Origin of the sequence: Coleofasciculus sp. E2-BRE-01 (genome assembly GCF_040221695.1) — a bacterium.
Lineage (GTDB): Bacteria > Cyanobacteriota > Cyanobacteriia > Cyanobacteriales > Coleofasciculaceae > Coleofasciculus.
Map to the genome: position 1 here is coordinate 1 of NZ_JAVKEA010000217.1, position 22,254 is coordinate 22,254.

The following is a 22,254-nucleotide window of genomic DNA, read 5'->3' on the forward strand; positions in this document are numbered from 1 at the left end:
GGCAGTTTGAGGGGTTGGAAGTGTTTGCATAACCTATCGGGATAATTTTTCTAGCTAAACTATCTGTCTGTATGTTCTCTATTCTCCCAGATTGCCACAGTTGGGGCGTTTTTGGGTTAAGGCAAGAGAAAGTGCGATCGCGTTGGGTAGTGTTAACGTAGGCTATATAGCGCTACGCGCCAGGGAATAGGCAATAGGCAACACCTCGGCTTCGCTCGGTGTGCCATAGGCAATAGTGAAGACAAAAGCTTACTTTACAAGGGATTGAGCGATTTGAATTTTTCTTTTATGTCCTAACCTTAGTGCGTAGTGCTATAACTAGCCATAGCCGCTAAAAATAGGGATTTGCCGTGCCACGCCTGGTGATGGTACTGCGTATGATACCAATTCTCCTGCTCACGCTGTAGGACAAGAAATCATGAAAAGCTTTTCAATAACAAAAAACTTGTTTATTAATGCACCGCCGAGTTTACTCTTTGACACGTTAACTAATTCAGAAAAGATTATCCAATATTATCCTCTAAAAGAAGTTATATCCGATTGGCAAGTTGGTAGTGATATTCTCCTTAAAGGAAACAATAACGGTAAAGACTTTATTGATTATGGTAAAATTGAAATCTTAACACCTAATCAGAAGTTTCAATATACATATTGGAGCGATAATCACGGTACAGATAGAACACCAGAAAACCAGTTGACTATTTGTTACACTCTTGATGAAGTTGAAGGGGGAACGAATCTTCAACTGGAACATACCAACTTAAAGTCTGAACAAATGTACTCTGAAATGCTTAAAATTTGGGATTTATTACTGTCGGGCTTAAAAAGTTTTGTAGAATCAGGTCAACTTAAAAACAGAGAATAGTAAATAATTAATTTGCTTGACAACCTGTAACTCAGTTAACAAAAATTTATATCCATATACTTATTTATCATCATTCCTATCCTCTCTTTTGACTGAATCCTGAATTCTAAGTTGCCATGTAGTGGACAAAAGCAACACGCTTTACTCTCAGGGGAGTAACGGTTATAACTCTTTGCCCACCTTACATGACATTGGCGGATTGAGATTGGTGCAAGACGTGAGTTTAATCCAATTTTAACTACTCTGGAAAATCAGGAATCACCCACTTGGGAGGTTCCATCAGTTTCTTCCGTCGCGCCTCCTCAGCTATCTCATACATTTTATCCAGTGACGTCTCATTGATAAATGTTGAGGCTTTAGCCGCATACTCCTTGTGGGGACATTTATCACCCAATACACAACCATTGACGCAGGCTTCAGCACAGTTTATGGTAGGTTCCACTTCTCCCCTCCTTATTTCCAGCTTCGTCAGACAATTTTAAACGCTATATCCTATTTCTCTATATTTACAAATTTTAATGCATTTAACCGAGTCTGGGGAATATAGTCTTATTGTTTGACAACTAGCCTATATTTTTTTATAATTTAACGTTTACTATTCTTTGACAAATGACAAATGACAAATGACCAATGACAAATGACGAATCTCTATCTCAACCGCTTCTTTTCCCCTTGATAGCGCAGCCACTCACCCACAAAGGCAATTGCCCCAGATGCGCCAATTAAAATTACACTCAAGGCATTAATATCGGGTTTAACTCCAGTACGAATGCGGCTAAAAATTTCCATCGGTAGCGTTGTCGATCCGGTTCCAGCCGTAAAGCTAGCAATCAGGAAATCGTCCATACTGAGAACAAAGGAAATTAGACACCCCGCAATTATGGCAGGCATCAATTCGGGCAATAACACTTTAATAAACGCTTGAAACGGGGTTGCGCCTAAATCGAGTGCTGCTTCTTCCAAATACGGATCAAGACTGGAAATACGCGAAGAGACAACAAAGGCAATGTATGCCAGACAGAATACCACATGCGCCGCCACAATTGTCCACAAACTTAATGGCGTGCCAATCACCGCCAGAAACACCAGAGTCGCCACTGCCATTGCGATATCGGGAATAATCAACGGTAAGTAGGATACCCCACGATATAACCCCTTCCCCATAAATTGATAACGCACCAACCCCACCGCCATCAACGTGCCAATCACAGCGGAAATAACCACAGCCACAAAAGCAACCGTCAAGCTATTTTGCAACGACTTCAGCACCCGTACATCACTAAATAGCTTAATGTACCACTCCAACGTAAATCCCTGCCAATTGGCACTATAGGCTGACTGATTAAAGCTATAAAATGTCAAGACCAAAATCGGCAGATACATATAAAAAAACATCAGCAAAGAAAATATCCCTTGCCAAGAAAAGCTCGGCTTGAGTTTAGATGATTGCATCTCGACGGGAAGTTCCTCCTGCTGATGGCTTACTGAGTCTGTCATCTAATGCTGCTGGAAAATGGTTAAATAAATCGGGTTAACTGGATACGGTAACGCTCTTTTTTGGTTATGCTAACATCTCCAACTTGCAAGCGCCCTTTACCCCGAATCGCGATTAAGTCACCCGGTTTAACCGAGTAACTCGCTTGGCTAACGTCTTTCCAGTTTACCCGCACATCACCCGCCCCAATCATATCCGCCATCTTACTGCGGGATGTGCCAAATCCGGCTGACGCGATCGCATCCAGGCGCATCGATGCTTCAACTGTCGTCATTTCTTTCTTCTTGGGTTCTCGAATCTTGAGTTGACTCAACTCAATCGGTCGAGTTTTCACCGGAACCGAACGCACTTGAGTTAGCTGCGTCTCCAGAAACGGGACAATTTCTGGAATCACAATCACTTGAGCGCCACGTTCGCCTAAAACAATAATATCGCCAACTTTCTCTCGAACAATCCCGGTTCCCAGAATCGCGCCCAAGAAATCCCGATGAGTGGCTGGATCAAAGAGAAAATTGCCCTCAATATCTAACGCCGCTACCTCAACCTGAGACTGATCCAGAGGCAATTCTTCACGGGTGATCCCCAGCCGTTGACGTTCAGCTTGAGGATATCCTCCCCATGGCAAGAGTTGCACCTCTGTCAACCGAGAAAACTGCTGCTGAATTTCCACCAGTACAGGTGGTGAGAGGAAATCGGTTAACACCACTTCCCACGTTTTGATCGCTTGTTCCGCTTGATCAATCACACGGGCAACAGTATCACGATTTTCGACGCCTTTGAGTAAGTCCTCTCGTGGCAGCATAAGACCTAATAAATTATGAATTATGAATTAATCACAAATCATTCAGTATACCCCTGAATTGTCTCCGGCTCAAATCGCTTCAGTAGTGGGGTAGCTTGGCGAATTAAGTCCTCCGAACCTTTGACGACGATTATATATTGCCCTTGATTGAGACGATTGCGATAGGGGAGTGCGTCACCACTACCCAAGGCAATGCCAACTCCGCCACCCACAAAAAAGCTGCCCATTGCTGCCGCGATCGCACCGAAGATACCGCCAATGATATGATTCCCTATGGGACCTATAGGTAGAATTTCGATCGCCGTGAGTAGGTTAAAGGCATATCCAGCCGCAAAGCCAAAAGGGAGCAACCAGTAGGCGAGTTGCTTAACTTGCTTAATGGCTTGCAGATTCGGGTCAATTAAGCCAAACTCATCAGCACTTTGGTAACCTTTCCCCAGAATCGTGACTTGATTCAGCGGCAAGCCTCTTTTTTCCAGAACTGTGTAAGCTTCTTCGGCTTCAATGCGATTTTTCAGGACAGCAATCAGGTAGTTCATAGTATCAGATAGAGCTAAAGCGTTACAGAGGCTTCGGAATTAAATCCATTGACCAGACTTAGATATGACGGCAACAATCCAAAAGGCAGTTAGGGAGATGCCAACATCTCCTAAAGTAGCCAAAGTACTTATCGAAGGAGTTACGCCCGAATTTCCAGATTGCCCATCATACCCAAATCTTCATGATCAAGGATGTGACAATGATAAACAGTTTTACCTGCAAAATCTCGGAAAGGAATGCGAATGCGAACAGTTTCCCCTCTAGGAACTAAAACTGTATCTGTCCAAGCTGGGTAAGGTTCTAGTTTACCGTTGCGGCTGATGACTTGGAATGGATTGGTGTGAATGTGAAAGGGATGATCCATCATTCCCGTATTCACGATTTCCCAGTCTTCAACTGTATTAAGCTGAACTTGGGTATCAATGCGATCGCTCTTGTAAGGTTGACCGTTAATTAGAAATACCATGCCCATCCCAGGCTCCATCCCGTGATTGAGCTGAAAGCGTCGCACCTGTTGGGGTTCAGGTAACGTCGGTATGGATATAAGTTTGGTGGGTAGAGGAACGGGTTCGATTGCTTTATCGTAGTTAAGAGTGGCTAGCACTGTTGGGGCGTTGTCATCTTGCCCCATCATGCCTTGACCACCCATCATACCTCGACCACCCATCATACCTCTGCCACCCATCATGCCTTGACCACCCATCATTCCCATTCCGCCTCGATTATAGGGAAGATTCCGCAAGGAATATTGTCCTGGATTTCTATCCCCCCGCACCAGCACTTCTGCTCGTTGTCCAGGTGTTAGCAGCAATTCTGACAGTTCTACAGGTTCGGCTAAGGAACCGCCATCTGTAGCAATCAGATAAAAGGGATGATTTTCCAGAGACAGCCGATAAAAACGGGAAGGGGAAGCATTAAGGATGCGCCATCGGAGTAAACCATTAGCGGGTAGGGATAATGTTGGGTTAAGCTGACCATTAATCGTGATCAGTTGTCCTTCCCGTCCCGTCATCGCTGACATTTGGTTTGAAGGTAACATTCGCCCGTTCTCATCCAGGGCAAAATCTTGGAGAACCAGGAATTCTTCCTGAGCGGCTTGAATTTCGGGAATGTCATCCAACTCTCCTCGCACGATGAATAAACCCGCTAAACCGCCAAATAGCTGTTCGGCGACTAAACCATGACGATGGGGATGATACCAAAACGTACCAGCCGGATGGTCTTGGGGAATGGTAAACTCGTAGTCAAATCTTTCTCCCGGCTCGATGCTGAGAAAGACATTATCCGCATTTCCCGTAACCGGAATGTGCAATCCGTGATAGTGCAAATTAGTGGGTTGGGAGAGATTGTTGGTGAAGTGGATACGAACGGTATCTCCGGGTTTAGCTTCCAAACGAGGAGCAGGAATCTGTCCATTGTAGGTCAAAAGATATGCCGGCTGACCCCCCAAATCAACAGCACCGGAACTGGCTTCTAGGTCAAGTTCTAGTAAACCATCCCGGCTTTGATGCAGTGAAGATCCGGCAATTGGTGATTTTGAGGTTTGTTTGCTATTTTGTCCGATTGCACAGCTTGTTCCTAAAGCCACTCCAGCTCCAGCTACACTCAGAGCAAGAAACGTGCGGCGATTTATCTTTGACATGGTTGATTCGGTTGAGTACGGCTTTGGCTTACTTTTGGTCGGGATCTGGAAAACCTCTCTCCAAACCTCTCTCCTGCTCTTGAGAAGGCTTTGAATTCTCCCCCTTTGCGTGCCAAGAAACATTCTTTAGTTGATACCAAGGGTTGATGGTGTTGCCTCAATCGGAATTTAGTAAGACTGATACTCCTGAAAAACCTCAAATTTTCCGTCCTGATTAAACGCCAACACTGCAAAGGATTCTTTTCTCTCCCCCGCCTCCATTCCCGGACTTCCCAAGGGCATTCCCGGTACAGCAATGCCAGCAATATCAGGCTTTTGCTGAACCAAACGTTTGATATCATCAGCGGGTATATGCCCTTCAACGACATAGCCATTGACAATCGCGGTGTGACAGGAGGCGAAGTCCTGGGGTACGTTATATTTTTCTTTAATAGCGGTCATTTCGTCGGTTTTAGTATCAGTAACCTTAAAACCGTGTTTTTCTAAGTGTTTAATCCATTCTCCACAGCAACCACAGGAGGGACTACGATATACGGTAACTGAGAGCGGTTCTGACAGGGGTTCGGTTGCCTGATCCCAGACACTGCCATTGATGCTGACGGGTTCAGCCGCAACAAGATTGGGTGATTGAGAATTGACTCCTTGGCTATTGGTGCTTTTTCCCCACACCCCGACTGTCAAATATGTCGCTCCCAATACTCCCACGACAGCAACACCCGATAACAGAAGGGGACGCGACTGTTGATGCATCCAAGATGTCAAACGTTTGAGCATAATTAAAACCTCACCATTAATTCTTTGTTTGGGGTTGGGACTCTACTTTGATTTTAAACTCTCCAGTTAGGTGGAGAGTCAACTCAGAGAGACTATTCCCATCGTGGACTTCCCAGACGCGACTTTTGTCAAGAAGGATAGTAACTATCCTCTCAAAAGCCAATGAAATTAGCATGAAATTATCTTGGCTTTCCCTCTGCTTAAATTGTTGGCTAAATCCAGACAGATTTCATCTCGATTTCATCTTGTTTTGGCATAATGGCAACTGGTAATTTAGTCATCTACCGTAAGTAGAGTTGTAGTCTAAAAATTGAAGCTTACCCTAAACAGTTGACCGATTAAGTCTATGAGAGTGTTGCTAGTTGAAGATGAGCCAGACTTGGGGGCTGCCATTAAGCGAGCGTTAAGTCTAGAAAAGTACGTGGTTGATTGGGTTGTTGATGGTACTGAAGCTTGGGGCTATTTAGAAAACCAGGAAATGCAGTATACCCTGGCTATTTTAGACTGGTTACTACCAGGACTATCGGGACTAGAGCTACTGCGTCGGCTGCGTGCGAAAAAAAGTTCCTTGCCCGTTTTGATGCTAACCGCAAAAGACCGCTTGGAAGACCGGGTGGCGGGGTTGGATGCGGGAGCAGATGACTATTTAGTCAAGCCGTTTAGAATGGCAGAATTGCTAGCCAGAGTTAGGGCGTTGCAGCGGCGATCGCCTCAACTCCAACCCCAACAACTTCAAGTGGGAAGCCTGACGCTCGACTGCGGTACTCGAACGGTTTATCGTGTCGCGGCTAGGGGAGAAAAACAGGAGGTTCCGCTGACTAATAAGGAGTACCAGCTTCTAGAGTATTTCATGAGGCATCCCAATCAAGTGGTGACTAGCGACCAAATTCGCAATCAGCTCTGGGAAGTGAGTGCAGAACCGATGAGTAATGTCGTGGCGGCACAAATGCGCTTGCTGCGCCGCAAACTTGAATCAATTGGCTGCGCGATTCCGATTGAAACGGTACATGGTATAGGATACCGTCTTAACCTAGGCAACGATGCATCAAAATAAGCTATTTAGCCAGACTCGTCGAAAATTGGCACTTTCCTATGCCTTCGTCATGGGTGTCATTTTGAGCCTGTTGGGGTTTGGCGTTTATGAAGCGATCGCTCATGCTCATTTAATCACTTTAGAGCGGGAGTTAAAATCTGTAGCCGGGACACTCCATGACAGCCTAGAATCAAAACTCAAGCAGCCTGGACAAGTGGAGCCAAGGGTTAGGGATATTTTACCGAATCTTTGTCTAGTGGAGATAAACTGCTCTCCAGCACGGGTGAATGGTGAACGCCACAGGCTCAGTGCTGTTAATCAAGGAGACTACTACATCCAGCTATTTGATCAGTCAGGCAGTTTGGTGGCGATCGCGGGGGCTGATCCAGCCGGATTACCCCTCGTGTTCAACCGGGACTCTTGGCACACTGTATCAGATGAAGAGGGCAACACTTATGAGCAAATTTCCCTATCCCTACATACCCAAGATCAGCAGGATTGGGGCTACTTACAGGTAGGGCGTTCTGTGCAAGACATCAACGACTACATGAGTACAGTGAAATTAATTTTGGGATTGGGGTTGCCAATCGCCATGATTCTTGTTGGTGTTGCCAGTTGGGGGTTAGCGGGGTTAGCCATGCAACCCATCTACAAATCTTACAAGCAGATTCAACAATTTACCGCTGATGCGGCTCACGAGTTGCGAACCCCTGTCGCGGCGACACTGGCGACGGTAGAATCGGCTCTATTGATACCCAGCTTAGATGAAAACGAGGCACGAAACACCCTGGAAATTGTTGAACGACAGAATCGGCGGCTGAGTCAGTTGGTTGCGGATTTGCTATTGTTGTCTCGCCTGGATCGGCAACCTGCACCTGTACTACGTCAGAGGTGCTGTCTGAATGACTTGGTGAGCGATTTAGTTGAGGAATTAGCCGCCTTAGCTGTTGCTTCTCAGATCATGCTGAGTTCTGAAGTACGAGTGGGAATTCCTCTAGAGGTGATCGGGGATGAGGAACAGCTTTATCGCTTAGTGTCTAATTTAATTATTAATGCTATCCAATATACTCCAGTTGGGGGAAACGTAACGGTTATTTTAGACAAGAGTGATCATCATGGGATGATCCAAGTTAAAGATACGGGAATTGGCATTACCCCAGAAGACCAAAGACAGATTTTTGATCGCTTCTATCGAGTGAATAGCGATCGCTCTCGTCATACGGGGGGTTCGGGATTAGGGTTGGCTATTGCCCGCGCGATCGCGCAGTCACACCACGGTAGTTTGCAGGTACAGAGTGAATTAGGCGTTGGCAGTATTTTCACCCTGCGATTGCCTTTGGTGGGAAGTTCGGTGACATCTCCACCATCAACCTGAGTATAATACTAAATCCGGGTCACTTACCCCCGTTTTGGTTGGGACAAGGCAGAGGGCAGAAGGCAGAAGGGATAGAATGAAAAGTAGCTAAGGGATAAACGGGGTTTCAAACGCGGATTTGGTATAAGTACTTAAACATTCATTCTGAGCGCGGTAAGCTGTCACGCATTTAAATTGGGAATGGGTAGCGAGCAAGATGCTCGCACTACAAGGATTTCCTCATTATGCACATTAATGTTTAAACGCCAAAAAGCTTACTCATAACTGTTAACAACCTTCGCATTAATCTCATCTCATTGCTTGTGTACATTCCCCTGTTCTGGTGGTCTTAGTACTCTATATGAGTTTGTTTACTTAAGAATACTTTTCGTTGTTGAGATTATCCAATAATTATCCCGATGCTCCTCCATCGTTGACAGCAAAGACATAAAAATAAAATGAGATAGCTTAGATCCAAAAACAAGAAAAGTAAAGTAAAGTAAAGTATTTAAACTCAAAAATGTTTGATGTATTGGTTCAATTATCAGCCTAGTTGTTCTCACTTCCAAGCTTTTCAGATAACCTCAAGACAGCATAAAGGCATCAAGTTCATCGATATCGTGGATAATATCGGTTTCTGAAACCTCATAGGCTTCTGCCAATTGAATACTAGCTTGCAGCCTCAGCGCCACGTTTTTACCTGTATCAAATGCAGCCTTGGTCAAGTCTCCAAGTTTTTCATATTCCGCGATAATTATCGATACGACTGCACGGTAGGTTTGGTCAATTTTAGCAAGGCACTGATTGTAGTATTCATCCATCTGACGCTGCAACTTTTCAGTTTCTTTACCAAGGTATTTTTTACTAAAATCTATAACTATGCGCCCAGCAATTGTTCCCAGAACCGCACCTATAACAGGAACTGGGATTACAGCCTGTCCAAGAACAGAAGCCAAAGCTGCTGCTGCCGACTCCATACAAGCCAACTGACTCAGCTCAGTAAATTGGTCAAAGGAAATGTTCCCCACATTCAGGTCGTTAACAAGACTGGCAATCACCTGACTAGCACTAACAAAAGAACCTGCCAAGGGAGCAGATAGACTAGCAAAATTAGTGAGGGCATAGATGGCTCCAGCAGCGATACCACCAAAAGCAGCTCCTTTAGCAGTATCAATGCCTATCTCTTTCCAGTCGTCGGCTGTGTAATCACCCTTAAAGGGATTTTTGCCCTGTTTGTACTTCTGATATACTTTGAAAGCTAACCGAATTCCACCAGCGATTAAGGCTCCCTTGCCAGCTAAGCTGTTTGGCATTTAAACCTTAATATCAATAATGGCACAATCCTTGTATTGCGAGCATCTTGCTCGCTACTAATACCCAATTTAAATGCATTACAGCTTACTTGAGCCATATCTCCTAAATTCGGTTGTACATCAGTTCGGATGTTCTCCTTGATTTGTTTGTTCTCGTCGCTAAGTTTTTGCTCGTGCCTGTCTAATGTGTCGTGGAGCTTGCCTTGCTGTACCTCAGTGTAATTAGAAATACCAGGCTTGACGACGGCACTAAATGACTTACCAGAAAGCTCTTCTATTTCTTGGGCTTTTTGCTGGATTTTTTGTAATGTGCGGTTGGCTAATCCTTCTACAGACTCACCCTTCAGTACCTTTTGAATAGTCTCGTAGTAGTCTCTTGGAATATGGTAATAGGAACCTTCTCTACCGAAATTCTCATACTTGCTCATGTGTTCTAGTACATGATCCAAGTTTTTGTTAAGACCATTGATAAACTTGGACTGAACTTGAACACTATTAATAAGGTAGTCTTCAGGAGCTGTTCGACCAACTCCCTCGAATGTTGCACTTGGAGTTTGCTGACGCAAATAGTCCCTGGCGTTACGAATGCCTACTTCAACTTGCTCGGCAATCTCGCCATGTTTAGTTTTGTCGCTACCTAGAATTTGCTCAGGGCTTCCAACAAAATCTCTTACTTTCACAACCTGCTCAATAGCCTTGGCGAAGGCGGAATCTTGACTTTCCAGAGCAGCTTTGAGCTGTTCTGCATGACGGAGATTATCCCCCGCCACCATACCGCCAATTATCTGAGTCGTCTGATGAACGTTTTCTTTCATCGATGTCCTTAATTAGCTCAGTTTCTTATTCAGCAGTTTAGAAAGCGCTTGGATGTTGTTAATCAAGGTAGCCAACTCCATCTTTTGCTGATTGCTGAAGTGCTGATAGTTGTTAGGGGCATCTATCTTGAGAAAGTTCAATCGCGTGTTAACACCGTCAGCGTGTTGTTGAGTTAAAGTGAAGAGTTTGGCAATCTCTTCCTTAGCAGCGTTCAGAGTTGCTGTCTTTGCCTTAATACGGGCTGCTTCCTGAGTAGCTTTCTTGGCAATTTCTTCATTTTTACCTCGAAGCATAAAAGCACCGCTTGTTAGAGCTATACCACCAATCGCCAAGCCAACTGGTCCAGCCAACGCCAGCAGAACATTCCCTGCTGCCATACCACCACCACCAGCAGCGATCGCACCACCACCAAGCCATGCCAGTGCCGCGTTAGTTGCAGCAGCTCCTGACAGTGCCGAGATAGCAGTACCTGTTGAAGCAGTACCAAAGGTTGTTGCAATAGCCATTGCCGCAGTTGGACCAAAAGCCGCAACACCTACACCTGTTGCTGCTGCTGCTGCTACCGCTGACTCCTTCATCTTTGTAGCTTTATCTGCCTCAGCCTTAATTGGCTGAGCTACCTTGGTAAACTTGTCGAATTCCACCTTGAATTCATACACTGACTTATCGAACTCTTTTGGTGACTTGGCAAAAGTGTTGACATATTCCTCGCAAGCCTGAATCACTTGCTCAGTAGTCACTTTGCGTTTCTCGTACAGTTCTACCGCTCTTTTAGTTACATCTGCTGCAACTGTCTGATATTCTTTATCAGTAGCTTCAAGCTTAGCTAAAGCTTTTTTCTTTAGGTCACCGTTTAACATTTTTGGCTCCTTATATCCCTTTCTATTCCGTGCAGCCTTATTCTTCAGTATCAACGGTCAAATGATGAAGTTACCGTGAATCAAGATGAAGATCGTGTGAATCTTTGCTGCTGTCGTTAGCAGCTAGGTTCTAGCCAAAAATGCCATTCAGGTGTGCGTCCAGTCAGGATTTCATTCTGATTTCATAATTAACTGATACCTTTAAATAGATACGATTCTTCAGTAGTCTGATCCAGACTGAATGTCTTATGTCTCTGGAACCTCCCCTACCCCATTCGGATATTGACGAGTCTCGTCCCAACGCTCCAGACGCCTCTTCTGAATCTCCCGACCCTTTAACGTCCGAACCAGACCAAGAACTGCGACAGCCATCTAACCGCAAGAAATACGGACGGGTTTTATTAGGTCTAGGAATCTTCGCTGTACTCAGCAGCAGTATCCTCCTGATCACCGATCAAATCAAACCGACTAACTCTATGGCTGGGATGGAAGGTCATGATATGTCGGGAATGTCTCACGATGACATGATGCAGGTGAATGGTGCGTTTAACCCGATTCCGGTGACGGTAGAGGTGGTGCAGCCTGGAGAATTTGAGGCAAATGTATCCTACACCGGATCGATCATGCCCTATCAGGAAGTGGTTGTTTATCCACGGGTTGCCGGACAATTAACCAATTATTCAGTTTATCCCGGCGATCGCGTAAAGGCGGGACAAGTGTTGGCTCAATTGGATGCAACTGAACGCTCGACGGAATTGGCAGAAGCCCAGGCGGAAGCCGATGCGATGGAAACCTCGTTACGGGCTAGCCAAGTCCAGATTGAAGAACAGACTCAAGAAATTGCTCGCTTGCAAGCCGAACTGGATTATTTACAGCTACGACAAAATCGCTTTGCCACGTTAGTCGCAGAAGGCGCGATCGCCCAAGATGACTTGGATATTGTCGCCTCTGAAGTGAATGCTAAACAGGCGGCGATTAGGAAAGCGAAAGCAGCACGGACAAGGCTAATCGCCGAAGTAGATCAAAATCGCGCCAAGGTGGGTCAAGCGCGAGCGGAGGTGAGTACAGCGAAGGTAATGCAGAGTTATACCAAATTACAATCTCCGATTAGCGGCATTGTCCAAACTCGTATGGTTGATCCCGGCGTTGTCATACAACCTGGTATGGGCGTACTAAAAATCGGGGACTATTCGCGAGTACGACTCCAGGCGAATGTAGCACAGGAGGATGCTGGATATATTCGGGTAGGTACACCGATTCAAGCCCAGGTGCCAGGGGTAACGGATCAGCCTTTAACTGGGAAGATTACCAGTATTTTTCCCCAAACTAACAATGACACCCGCACGGTGACAGTGGAAGCGGTGGTGGATAATCCTCAAAATCGTCTGTTATCCGGACAGTTTTTGGATATGACTATTCTCACCAATCGTAAGGCAAATACGATATCAGTGCCTCGAAACGCTTTGGGGGAATTCAAGGGCGCAGATTCAGTGTGGGTGATTGAGGACAATCAGGCGCAACGGCGTCAGGTTGAGACAGGGATGATCAGTGGCGATCGCATTGAAATCACCCAGGGACTCAAAGTAGGCGATCGCGTGATTACCTCTGGGAATAGCCGTCTGGTTCCTAATGCTCAAGTGACGGTGGTGGATGACACTGGCGATCCCGTACCGATGCTGGGTGAGAGTAATCAGGACAAAATTGAGGTTGCGATCGTTCGCCCTGATCCCACCAAGGGATTTAAGTCAGGGGGGGCTGAACTCATCCTAGAAGTGCGTGATCCCCAGACTCAGGAACCCTTACCCGCTAAGGATGTGGCGGTAGACGTCACCATGCCCATGCCGAATATGCAGCCAATGACCACAATGGTGGAACTAGAACCAACGGACAAACCCGGACAATTCCAGGTCAACACTCATTTTGGCATGGCAGGAGAGTGGCATATTAAAGTCGAGGTTAAAGACCCCGATTATGCGGGTCAAACTATGCTCACGGTGCCAGTTGAGTAACATTATCAGGCAATAGTAGAGACGTTCCGCTGGAACCTTTGGGAGATGAGGGAGATGAGGGAGATGAGGGAGATGGGGAAGATAGGGATGGAAAAAATGCAATGAGTGTATCTGATTAGATTAACGGCAATCCTTTTTATTTCACAATTGTTCAATTCTATTTCAGTGAGGATTCTGATGAAAAAACTTTTGTTGCTCGTGCTGACAATCAGCGTTTTAACCACCGCTTGCAGTAGTGCTAATCAAGCGGAGAGTGAAGTCGAAACGGATGCAGCGACTGCTCCGATAACCGAAACGACGGAACCCTCTGCCGAAAATGACGTAATCATCACCATGGTGTCTCCGGAAGATGGCACTGTGCCGATGGGTGATGCGGAATTCGTGGTCGAGGTAATTGATCCTGCTACCAATGAACCTGTAGCTGTCGAGGATCTACAAGTCGATCTGTCTATGGAAATGGAAGACATGGAGCCAATGACAGCCATGACTAAGGTAGAACCTGACACTCAGCCTGGACGATACAAGGTGATGACTAACATGGGTATGAAAGGAAAATGGATGATGGCGGTGAAATCGAATGATCCGGCTATGTCTGGACAAGAAACATTTGATATTGAGGTGAAGTAATTATTCGTCATTTGTCATTTGTCATTTGTCATTCGTCATTTAGACAGGGCGGGTGTAGGGTGCGTTAGCGAAGCGTAACGCACCATTTCAAACGATAGTAGTTAAACCCGCCCCTACAATTTCCCCATCTGACACACCGAGCGTGTTACTGAGCGTGTTACTGAGCGAAGCCGAAGTAAGCCGAAGTAAGTCGAAGTAAGTCGAGGTGTTCCCCATCTCCCTCATCTTCCCCATCTCCCAGACGTTCCAGCGGAACGTCTCTACAACCCCAGCGCTCCCATGATCAAAACCTTTCTCACCCGTTGGTCGATTAAGCATCCGGTAATTGTCGCCGCGCTGTACATTGCCGTGCTAGTCCTATCCGTACTGAGTCTAATACTCCTACCAGTGCGGATGATGCCCTACGTGGAAAGTCCATTGGTGTCGATTGTCACCATGGCACCAGGTTCCTCGCCCACAGAAGTCGAAACCTATATTAGTAAGCCGATCGAGCAGCGGCTGACGGTGCTGGACAATGTGCGGTTTATTCGCTCTAGCTCTCAGCAGGATATGTCCTTAGTGACGATTCAATTTGCCTGGGGAGACGATATCAATCAAGCCGTGCAATCTGTGCAGAGCATTATGACGGCTGCGGAGGGAGATATTGAACTGGATGGCTTGAACTCCCGTTCTTACTGGGTATTGCCGATTGACCCTCTAAATCGTCCGGTGTTAACTCTAGCACTACAGGGAGATGGCTGGGACCCGGTGCAGCTACGGGAATTTGCGGATAACACTCTAGTTGATCGGCTAACTCAAGTGCCAAACGTTCAGGCTGTATCCATCTTCGGCGGCTATCGGCGACAGCTTCAGGTGGTGGTGGATCGACAGAAGTTAGCCGCCTACGGGTTATCAATTTTGCAGGTGCGCGATGCAATTGATGCCAATAACGTCAGCCAGGGCGCTGGGGTGCTGACTCAGGGGGACTCGGAAATCCTGGTGCGGGCAGATAAACGGGCGCTGAGTGCGGCGGATGTAATGGATTACCCCGTTTTAGAGCAGGATGGGCAGGTAGTTTACGTCCGAGATGTGGCTACGGTAGAAGATACCTTTGAGGAACGGCGCAGTGGCTACCGCTACAATGGCGAGGCAGCTTTAGCCGTGAATGTGATCCAAAAGCCAGATTCGAGTTCCCCGAAGGTGATCAAGCAGGTACGGGCAGAATTGGAGCAGATTCAGGCAGAGTATCCGGGTCTGAGTTTTGCAGAAGCTTATGATAACTCCTACTTAGTCAATATTATTCTTGATAGCACCTTCCAGGAACTGCTGATTAGTGTGTTGCTCGCTGGGGTGGTGATTTTAATCTTTTTGGAAGATTTCCGCGCCACGGCGCTGATTATGATCTCCATCCCTACCTCTCTGGCTCTCTCCACCTTGCCTTTTATTCCCATCGAGATGTCCCTGAATTCCTCCACCCTGATTGGGATGATGATGGCGATTGGCAAACTGGTGGATGATTCGATCATCGTCATCGACTCCATTGATCGGAAACTACGAGAAGGGTTACGCCCCAGACAGGCGGCAATTCAGGGAACAGGGGAGGTGTTTCTGGCAAGTGCAGCGGCAAGTTGTGTAATGATTGCAGCCCTGTTACCGACTATTATGGCGGGAGGGTTGACGGGACTGATGTTTGTGGGCATTGTGTGGCCCATGGTGTTTGCTTTTATCGCCTCGCTGATTGTGTCGGTAACGCTGATTCCCCTAATTGCAGCATTTGTGCTGAAGCCACCCCAGCAAAGACGCCAACGAAAGACATGGTTGCAATGGCTGTTGACCCCGGTGCGGGTAGGCTTTGAGAAACTCGAACAGGGTTATGGTTGGCTGCTGGATCGCTGTATGAACAATCGGGAGGTGACGCTGGCGATCGCAGGATCTGCTATTGTGTTTGCGATCGCACTTTATCCCTTTGTGCCTCAAGAAATGATGCCCCTGGGGGATTCGGGTCAGTTTATGGCATCGCTGGAGATGGAACCTGGCACGTCTTTTGCTAAGGCTGACGAGAGTACCTATCGCTTTGAGCAGATTTTACTCGCCCAACCGGACATCGACAAAGTGTCCTCCCAAACGGGGTTTGAACTGACTCGTAATAGTACCTATTTCAGTGGCTACAGTATGGGCAGCGTTAACTCCGCCTCTCTGATTGTCACCCTCAAGGGCGATCGCAACCGTGACATCTGGGAAATTATGGATAGCGTCGAAGCCGAAGCCCGCCGTACTATTCCCGGTTTGCGCCGCATTGCTTTAAAGGAAATGGGTGTAGACGTAATGGCAACTTCTGCGGCTCCGGTTCAGCTTGCGGTGTATGGGGAGGATTTAGATATACTCCATCGTTTAGCCCAAGATGTCCTCCGCATTGCTGAAGATACGCCCGGTTTAGTCATGCCCCAAACCAGTTCAGCCCTAACTCAGCCAGAATATCAGATCAAAGTTGATCGCCGCCGCGCCGAAGAACTGGGAATGAATGTGCGGATGGTGGCAGAACAAGCCCGCTACGCTCTCACAGGTGGCTTTACCCGCCGCTATTACAACCGCCCCAACCTGCGGCAAAATTCGATTCTGGTGCGCTACGAGGAGGAGGAACGTGGCACTCTGAGCAATCTGGCAAACACATACATTACCACACCCATGGGACAACAGGTTCCCCTGAAAACCGTCGCTACCCTGGAACGGCACAATGGTCCTACCGTGATTGAGCATATTAATGGGAAACGGGTGGTGTATGTCAACGGCTACTACCGGAAAGGGGGTCCGGCTTCCATGGATTTGTCGATGGCGATCGCGATGCGGGCGGGGATGGAGTTGCAATTCCCTCCGGGTTATGGTATCGATTCCATGGGTGATATGACCGACATGATGATCGAGTTTGACCGTTTGCTTAAAGGGTTGCTCGTATCACTGATTTTAATTTATTTGATTCTCGTCATTCAGTTTGGCTCGTTTATTCAACCGTTGGTGATGATGCTGTCAGTTCCCCTACAATTAGTCGGTGTCTTCGGCGGATTGATTTTGGCGGATCAAACCCTTTCAAGCGTCTCAATTCTGGGCATTGTCATCCTATCTGGTTTGTCTCTATCCGCAGCAATTTTACTACTCGAATTGATCCTGGCGAAACGAGAAGAAGGAGTTCCCCGCGACGTAGCGATTCGCATGGCAGGTCCAGTTCGGTTAAAAGCAATTACCATGACAACCTGTACCACCGTTATTGTAATTGTGCGGCTGGCGTTCTTCCCAGAAATTGGTATGGATGCCTATTCCCCCATCGCTACCGTAATTCTAGGGGGGTTGCTACTCTCCACCCTGTTAACTTTGGTGGTAGTACCAGTCGTGTATTCCTTCATCGACGATGCCACCGAATGGCTGAAGCGGCGCGGGCGGCGACGGCGCCTGACTCGACGCCCAGATGTCATTTTGGGAAAGTGATCTAGAGCATCGGTTGGTATAACCACCGTTAGCGGTCAAAAGAAGTAATAGATCATAAGTTTTGTAGGGGCGGGTTTAGCCACAATTGTAGGGGCGGGTTTAGGAACTACACTCAGCTATTGATGAAATAACTGAACAACAAAACCCGCCCTAGCTCACCGATAACTCCTCAACAAAACCCGCCCTTGCTAAGTCATAACTAGGGCTTGCGGCAAAAACCAGAAACCCTTATAAATGATGGAATGATCGCGACTTTCATCAAGACAAACTCTCGTTAGCGAAGCGGCGTGTCAACATAATGTTACCCTTCGGGTATGGCGTGGGACTTCCCAGCTAAGTGTTAAATCTTTTAGCCAATGTCGTAAGCACTGACCCCTTTGCCGTTACAATAACCTACTGCGGTCAGTCATCGCGATTGTCCGGCGATAGCCCTGTTGTGTAGTTGATAAGCTGCCCTGCATTAATTTACAGCAAGGCACAATCGGTGTAACTCATTTCAACCCATCTACTGGCAATGTCTAAAGTACTTGTATCCGATCCCATCGATCAAGCTGGAATTGATATCCTCTCCCAAGTGGCTCAGGTTGATGTGAAAACCAATCTATCGCCTGAGGAACTCGTTAGCATCATTCCTGAGTATGATGCCATGATGATTCGGTCTGGCACTCGTGTGACCAAAGAAATCATCGAAGTAGGTAAACAACTCAAGATTATTGGACGTGCGGGAGTTGGCGTTGATAACGTTGATGTCCCGGCGGCTACCCGTCAAGGTATTGTGGTGGTTAACTCCCCGGAAGGAAATACCATTGCGGCGGCTGAACACGCTTTAGCGATGATGCTGTCTTTATCACGTCATATCCCAGAAGCCAATCAGTCGGTGAAAAATAGTCAATGGGATCGCAAGCGCTTTATCGGTGCCGAAGTTTACAAAAAAACCATCGGTATTGTGGGCTTGGGTAAAATTGGTTCCCATGTGGCAACTGTCGCCCGCTCCATGGGGATGAAGTTACTGGCTTATGATCCCTTTATTTCCTTGGAACGTGCGGATCAGCTTGGCTGTCGTCTGGTGGATATGGATTTGTTGTTGCGGGAGTCGGACTACGTCACCCTGCATATTCCCAAAACCCCGGAAACCACTCATCTGATTAATGCCGAAGCCTTGGCGACAATGAAACCAACGGCTCGAATTATCAATTGCTCTAGAGGTGGAGTCATTGATGAGGCGGCACTTTCCGAAGCGTTAAAGGCAGGTAAAATAGCTGGGGCAGCACTGGATGTATTTGAGTCAGAACCCCTGGGAGAATCTCCCCTACGTGAACTGGGTAAGGAAGTGATCCTTACGCCTCACCTGGGTGCGTCAACCGCAGAAGCCCAAGTTAATGTTGCCATTGATGTGGCTGAACAAATTCGCGATGTCCTCTTAGGATTACCGGCGCGTTCAGCCGTGAATATTCCCGGACTATCGCCTAATGTGTTAGAACAGCTCAAACCCTACATGCGGTTGGCAGAAACCCTGGGTAATTTGGTCAGTCAGTTAGCGGGTGGGCGAATTGAACAGCTAAATGTCCGGTTACAAGGAGAGTTAGCCACGAATAATAGTCAGCCATTAGTGGTAGCATCCCTGAAAGGACTGCTATCCCAAGCCTTGCGGGAGCGGGTTAACTACGTCAATGCTTCAATAGAGGCAAAAGAGCGGGGGATTCGAGTGATTGAAACCCGTGATGCTTCAGTGCAAGATTATTCTGGCGGTTCGCTGCTGCTATCGGCAAAGGGTTCCTTGGGTGAACATTCGGTGACGGGAGCGCTACTGAGTGATGGTGAAATTCACATCACCAGTATTGACGAGTTTCCGATTAATGTACCACCGAGTCACCACATGCTCTTTACCCTGCACCGCGATATGCCGGGAATTATTGGTAAAATTGGGTCGCTGCTGGGTAGTTTTAATGTGAATATTGCCAGTATGCAGGTCGGTCGCAAAATTGTGCGAGGGGATGCTGTAATGGTCTTGAGCATTGATGATCCCCTACCGGAGGGAATTTTGACCGGAATTACCGAAGTTCCTGGTATTCGGGACGCTTATACGGTAACACTGTAGTCACGTCAATTTTGGATTTTGGGTTTTGGATTTTGGATGACTCAGACGGTAGAACTACGATCCTCCGATATCTGTTGGTTTCCAACGGCTCTCCCTCAATTTAAAATCTGAAATCTGAAATCTGAAATCTGAAATCGTATGGCAAATAGCTGGTGGGAAATTAAAATTTTGGGTGATCCAGACTTGGAGGATTTAATCTTCTGGCGACTGGACAATTTCGGCTGTCGGGGAATGTCGTGTGAAAGCAAAGGACACTCTCAACTAATCCGAGCTCACTTACCCCAAAATCAGGCACATTTGTTGGATTTGGCAGCACTATCCTTGTGGTTGCGCCAAGATGCGCTGACGGTAGGATTGCCCATTCCCCTAACCCAGTGGCACTTAATTGATGAAGAAGACTGGGCGAGTAGTTGGAAACAGCATTGGCAACCCACAGAAATTGGCGATTGCTTTTTGATTTACCCGGCTTGGTTATCTGTACCCCCACAAACAGAGCGCCTGCTGTTGCGTCTCGATCCGGGTGCAGCATTTGGTACGGGAACCCATCCCACCACGCATCTGTGCCTAGAAGCCCTGGAAATGCGAATCGGTTATGATCATAGCCACCCCGTTATTGCGGATATTGGGTGTGGATCGGGTATTTTATCCATTGCCTCTGTGTTATTGGGGGCAAAAAAAGTCTTGGGGGTAGATATTGATCCCCTCGCTGTGCGCTCTGCCCGCAGCAACCGAGAATTGAATCAGATTAGTGCCGATCGCTTGGTGGTGAAGAAAGGTAGTGTTGAGCTATTATCTCATCTTTTGGGGGAGAAAAAGGTTGATGGTATTCTCTGCAATATCCTGGCAGAAGTGATTATTGACCTGATTCCTGGAATCAGTGCGATCGCCAGTTCCCACAGTTGGGGAATTATTAGCGGGATATTGTTGGATCAGGCTAAACCTATTGCTGATACCCTAGAACAACATAACTGGACAGTAGCGACTCTCTGGAAACGCCAAGAGTGGTGTTGTTTTAATATTCGACGATAGATGATTAGGAGTGCCGCATCATCAATACCTACAGTAGAACGCCTATAATTGACCCGTTCAGCCTAAATGATTTTCTATGATGAATGCCTTTGCCGCTCGTTTTAGCTTTGCTCTGCTTGTTCCTACAACCTTTTTAGTGGGCTTAACGGCGGCGGCTGTGAGAGCGCAAAATGACCTGTATAATCCGATTCCGATTCCTGAGCGTAATCAAGTTTCTGATACCCTCACTGACCAAGATATTCCCACGGGAGAGGGGGGGTTTGCCCGGGACTACACGATAGAATTGAGTGCTGGCGATCAAGTGGCTATTGATTTAATTTCAGATAGCTTCGATACAATTGTTACGCTCTTAGCCTCTGATGGCTCAACTATTGCCGAAAATGATGATGGTCCCGATGGTACGACGAATTCGTTGCTATTTTCCCGGATTACTGAAACCGGAACCTATATTATTCGGGTGCGGGCTTTTGGAGAAACGGGAGGGGGTCCTTTTACCTTGAAGGTGACACGTTTGCGACCAATTTGAATTACGAAATGCTAAAGGTTCCAATCTTCGACTGATTGTAGAGACGTTGCATGCAACGTCTCTACAAGGTTATTGACAAAATGCCAAAATTGACTGCCAAATTTCGGCTTTTACGTCACTTAACGAATGATCACTATTGAGTGGAATAAGCTCCACCCAAGACCGTTCCTTGGCATAGATTAAGCTTTCATTAATGGGAATCACCTTATCATGCTGCCCATGCAAAATTAGAGTAGGAATGGGTCGTTTCAATCGGTGAGTTTGTTCATACTGACGGATATCTTCCACAAATTGATAAGAAAGGAGCAGTTCTTTCTGTTCGCCATAGTGATAAATAGGACGATATCCTTCAACTTGCCATTGATACCGTGTTTCTTCTCCCAGAGTAGATAACCAATGAGAGAGCAATCCAAAGGCTGGCGCTAGCAAAACCAACCTCTGGATGAACGTGTGATATTCCCCTAACCAAGCCGCCGTAAGTCCACCTAAACTCGAACCGATTAACGTGATTGGCGTTGGCGTTGCCAAAAACTCCGTCTGAATTTGCTGAATCTGACGGGTAAGTGTCAGATGAGAAAAGTCACCCTGGTTCAGATCGGGAACGAGTAGAGTAACTCCTAACTCCGCAAAGCGATCGCGTAAATAAACCGCTTTTGCTGATCCCGGACTGGACGCAAAACCGTGTAAGTAAATATACCTCAAAACTATTTTCCCCTACGGCTTCTCATTTACCTATACCGCTTTGAAACCTTTAAACCGTGTACTTATGTTAAACAAAACCAAGTTATATTGCTTTTTCTCATAAACTTAACGAAAAGTTTGATATGTTCATAATCTATCCTCAAAATAAACACCGAAAACATTCTAGTCCTCACAGATAGAGGTCGGGAGAACGGAAGCTTCCGTACTTTAGTCGGGGGATGAAGTTCGACGGTGATGTATCACTGAGAACTTAGCACCAATACAGTGTAGGGGCACGACATGTCGTGCCCCTACTGGTTGATTGAGATTT

Annotated in this window: 19 protein-coding genes; 9 read left to right on the forward strand and 10 right to left on the reverse strand. The window is 46.7% G+C overall.

Annotated elements, in window-relative coordinates:
• The first annotated feature begins 418 nt into the window (after positions 1-418).
• Positions 419-865 (forward strand): SRPBCC family protein, encoded by a 447-nt coding sequence (locus tag RIG66_RS29480; protein ID WP_446383010.1) that lies wholly within the window; start codon positions 419-421, stop codon positions 863-865.
• A gap of 238 nt (positions 866-1,103) precedes the next feature.
• On the opposite strand, the gene RIG66_RS29485 is transcribed toward RIG66_RS29480, so the two are convergent.
• The 6 genes from RIG66_RS29485 to RIG66_RS29510 all read right to left on the reverse strand — a co-directional run bounded on the left by RIG66_RS29485 (position 1,104) and on the right by RIG66_RS29510 (position 6,118).
• The gene (locus tag RIG66_RS29485) at positions 1,104-1,307 is read right to left on the reverse strand and encodes a hypothetical protein (protein WP_446383012.1); all 204 of its coding nucleotides are present in this window, start codon (positions 1,305-1,307) and stop codon (positions 1,104-1,106) included.
• A 206-nt stretch (positions 1,308-1,513) separates the two neighbouring features.
• Positions 1,514-2,362: an ABC transporter permease gene (locus RIG66_RS29490; protein WP_446383014.1), complete on the reverse strand. Its 849-nt coding sequence runs from the start codon at positions 2,360-2,362 to the stop codon at positions 1,514-1,516.
• Between the two features lie 20 nt (positions 2,363-2,382).
• Positions 2,383-3,162, reverse strand: a complete 780-nt coding sequence (locus RIG66_RS29495) for a photosystem II S4 domain protein (RefSeq protein ID WP_446383016.1) — start codon at positions 3,160-3,162, stop codon at positions 2,383-2,385.
• Between the two features lie 38 nt (positions 3,163-3,200).
• A complete protein-coding gene (locus RIG66_RS29500; RefSeq protein ID WP_446383018.1) occupies positions 3,201-3,701 on the reverse strand; it encodes a hypothetical protein in 501 nt (166 codons plus the stop codon).
• A 140-nt stretch (positions 3,702-3,841) separates the two neighbouring features.
• A complete protein-coding gene (locus RIG66_RS29505; RefSeq protein ID WP_446383020.1) occupies positions 3,842-5,344 on the reverse strand; it encodes a multicopper oxidase family protein in 1,503 nt (500 codons plus the stop codon).
• A gap of 168 nt (positions 5,345-5,512) precedes the next feature.
• Complete coding sequence (locus tag RIG66_RS29510; RefSeq protein WP_446383022.1) at positions 5,513-6,118, reverse strand: DUF411 domain-containing protein; 606 nt, start codon at positions 6,116-6,118, stop codon at positions 5,513-5,515.
• A gap of 346 nt (positions 6,119-6,464) precedes the next feature.
• Between RIG66_RS29510 and rppA the strand changes: the two genes are divergently transcribed.
• Entirely contained in the window at positions 6,465-7,172 is a 708-nt protein-coding gene (gene rppA / locus RIG66_RS29515; protein WP_446383024.1) for a two-component system response regulator RppA, read from the forward strand.
• Entirely contained in the window at positions 7,159-8,526 is a 1,368-nt protein-coding gene (gene rppB, locus RIG66_RS29520; RefSeq protein ID WP_446383026.1) for a two-component system sensor histidine kinase RppB, read from the forward strand. Before rppA ends, rppB begins: the two co-directional genes overlap by 14 nt.
• A gap of 563 nt (positions 8,527-9,089) precedes the next feature.
• On the opposite strand, the gene RIG66_RS29525 is transcribed toward rppB, so the two are convergent.
• The 3 genes from RIG66_RS29525 to RIG66_RS29535 are packed head-to-tail and all read right to left on the reverse strand — an operon-like array spanning position 9,090 to position 11,494.
• Positions 9,090-9,818, reverse strand: coding sequence for a hypothetical protein (locus RIG66_RS29525; RefSeq protein WP_446383028.1), 729 nt, complete (start codon positions 9,816-9,818; stop codon positions 9,090-9,092).
• Positions 9,803-10,633 carry a hypothetical protein gene (locus RIG66_RS29530; protein ID WP_446383030.1) on the reverse strand — a complete coding sequence of 277 codons (831 nt, stop codon included), beginning with the start codon at positions 10,631-10,633 and terminating at the stop codon, positions 9,803-9,805. Before RIG66_RS29530 ends, RIG66_RS29525 begins: the two co-directional genes overlap by 16 nt.
• A gap of 12 nt (positions 10,634-10,645) precedes the next feature.
• Positions 10,646-11,494: a hypothetical protein gene (locus tag RIG66_RS29535; protein WP_446383032.1), complete on the reverse strand. Its 849-nt coding sequence runs from the start codon at positions 11,492-11,494 to the stop codon at positions 10,646-10,648.
• A gap of 248 nt (positions 11,495-11,742) precedes the next feature.
• On the opposite strand from RIG66_RS29535, the gene RIG66_RS29540 reads away from it, so the two are divergent.
• The 6 genes from RIG66_RS29540 to RIG66_RS29565 all read left to right on the forward strand — a co-directional run bounded on the left by RIG66_RS29540 (position 11,743) and on the right by RIG66_RS29565 (position 21,242).
• Positions 11,743-13,503, forward strand: a complete 1,761-nt coding sequence (locus RIG66_RS29540; protein WP_446383034.1) for an efflux RND transporter periplasmic adaptor subunit — start codon at positions 11,743-11,745, stop codon at positions 13,501-13,503.
• Between the two features lie 177 nt (positions 13,504-13,680).
• Positions 13,681-14,130 carry a FixH family protein gene (locus tag RIG66_RS29545; protein ID WP_446383036.1) on the forward strand — a complete coding sequence of 150 codons (450 nt, stop codon included), beginning with the start codon at positions 13,681-13,683 and terminating at the stop codon, positions 14,128-14,130.
• A 282-nt stretch (positions 14,131-14,412) separates the two neighbouring features.
• Positions 14,413-17,589: an efflux RND transporter permease subunit gene (locus tag RIG66_RS29550; protein ID WP_446383321.1), complete on the forward strand. Its 3,177-nt coding sequence runs from the start codon at positions 14,413-14,415 to the stop codon at positions 17,587-17,589.
• Positions 17,590-18,103: 514 nt separating this feature from the next.
• Positions 18,104-19,687 (forward strand): phosphoglycerate dehydrogenase, encoded by a 1,584-nt coding sequence (gene serA, locus RIG66_RS29555; RefSeq protein ID WP_446383038.1) that lies wholly within the window; start codon positions 18,104-18,106, stop codon positions 19,685-19,687.
• A gap of 138 nt (positions 19,688-19,825) precedes the next feature.
• The gene (gene prmA, locus RIG66_RS29560) at positions 19,826-20,716 is read left to right on the forward strand and encodes a 50S ribosomal protein L11 methyltransferase (RefSeq protein WP_446383040.1); all 891 of its coding nucleotides are present in this window, start codon (positions 19,826-19,828) and stop codon (positions 20,714-20,716) included.
• 76 nt (positions 20,717-20,792) lie between these two features.
• Positions 20,793-21,242 carry a PPC domain-containing protein gene (locus RIG66_RS29565; protein WP_446383042.1) on the forward strand — a complete coding sequence of 150 codons (450 nt, stop codon included), beginning with the start codon at positions 20,793-20,795 and terminating at the stop codon, positions 21,240-21,242.
• 69 nt (positions 21,243-21,311) lie between these two features.
• Here the strand turns inward: RIG66_RS29565 and RIG66_RS29570 are convergent, their stop codons facing one another.
• Positions 21,312-21,944, reverse strand: a complete 633-nt coding sequence (locus RIG66_RS29570; protein ID WP_446383044.1) for a YqiA/YcfP family alpha/beta fold hydrolase — start codon at positions 21,942-21,944, stop codon at positions 21,312-21,314.
• Positions 21,945-22,254 lie beyond the last annotated feature (310 nt).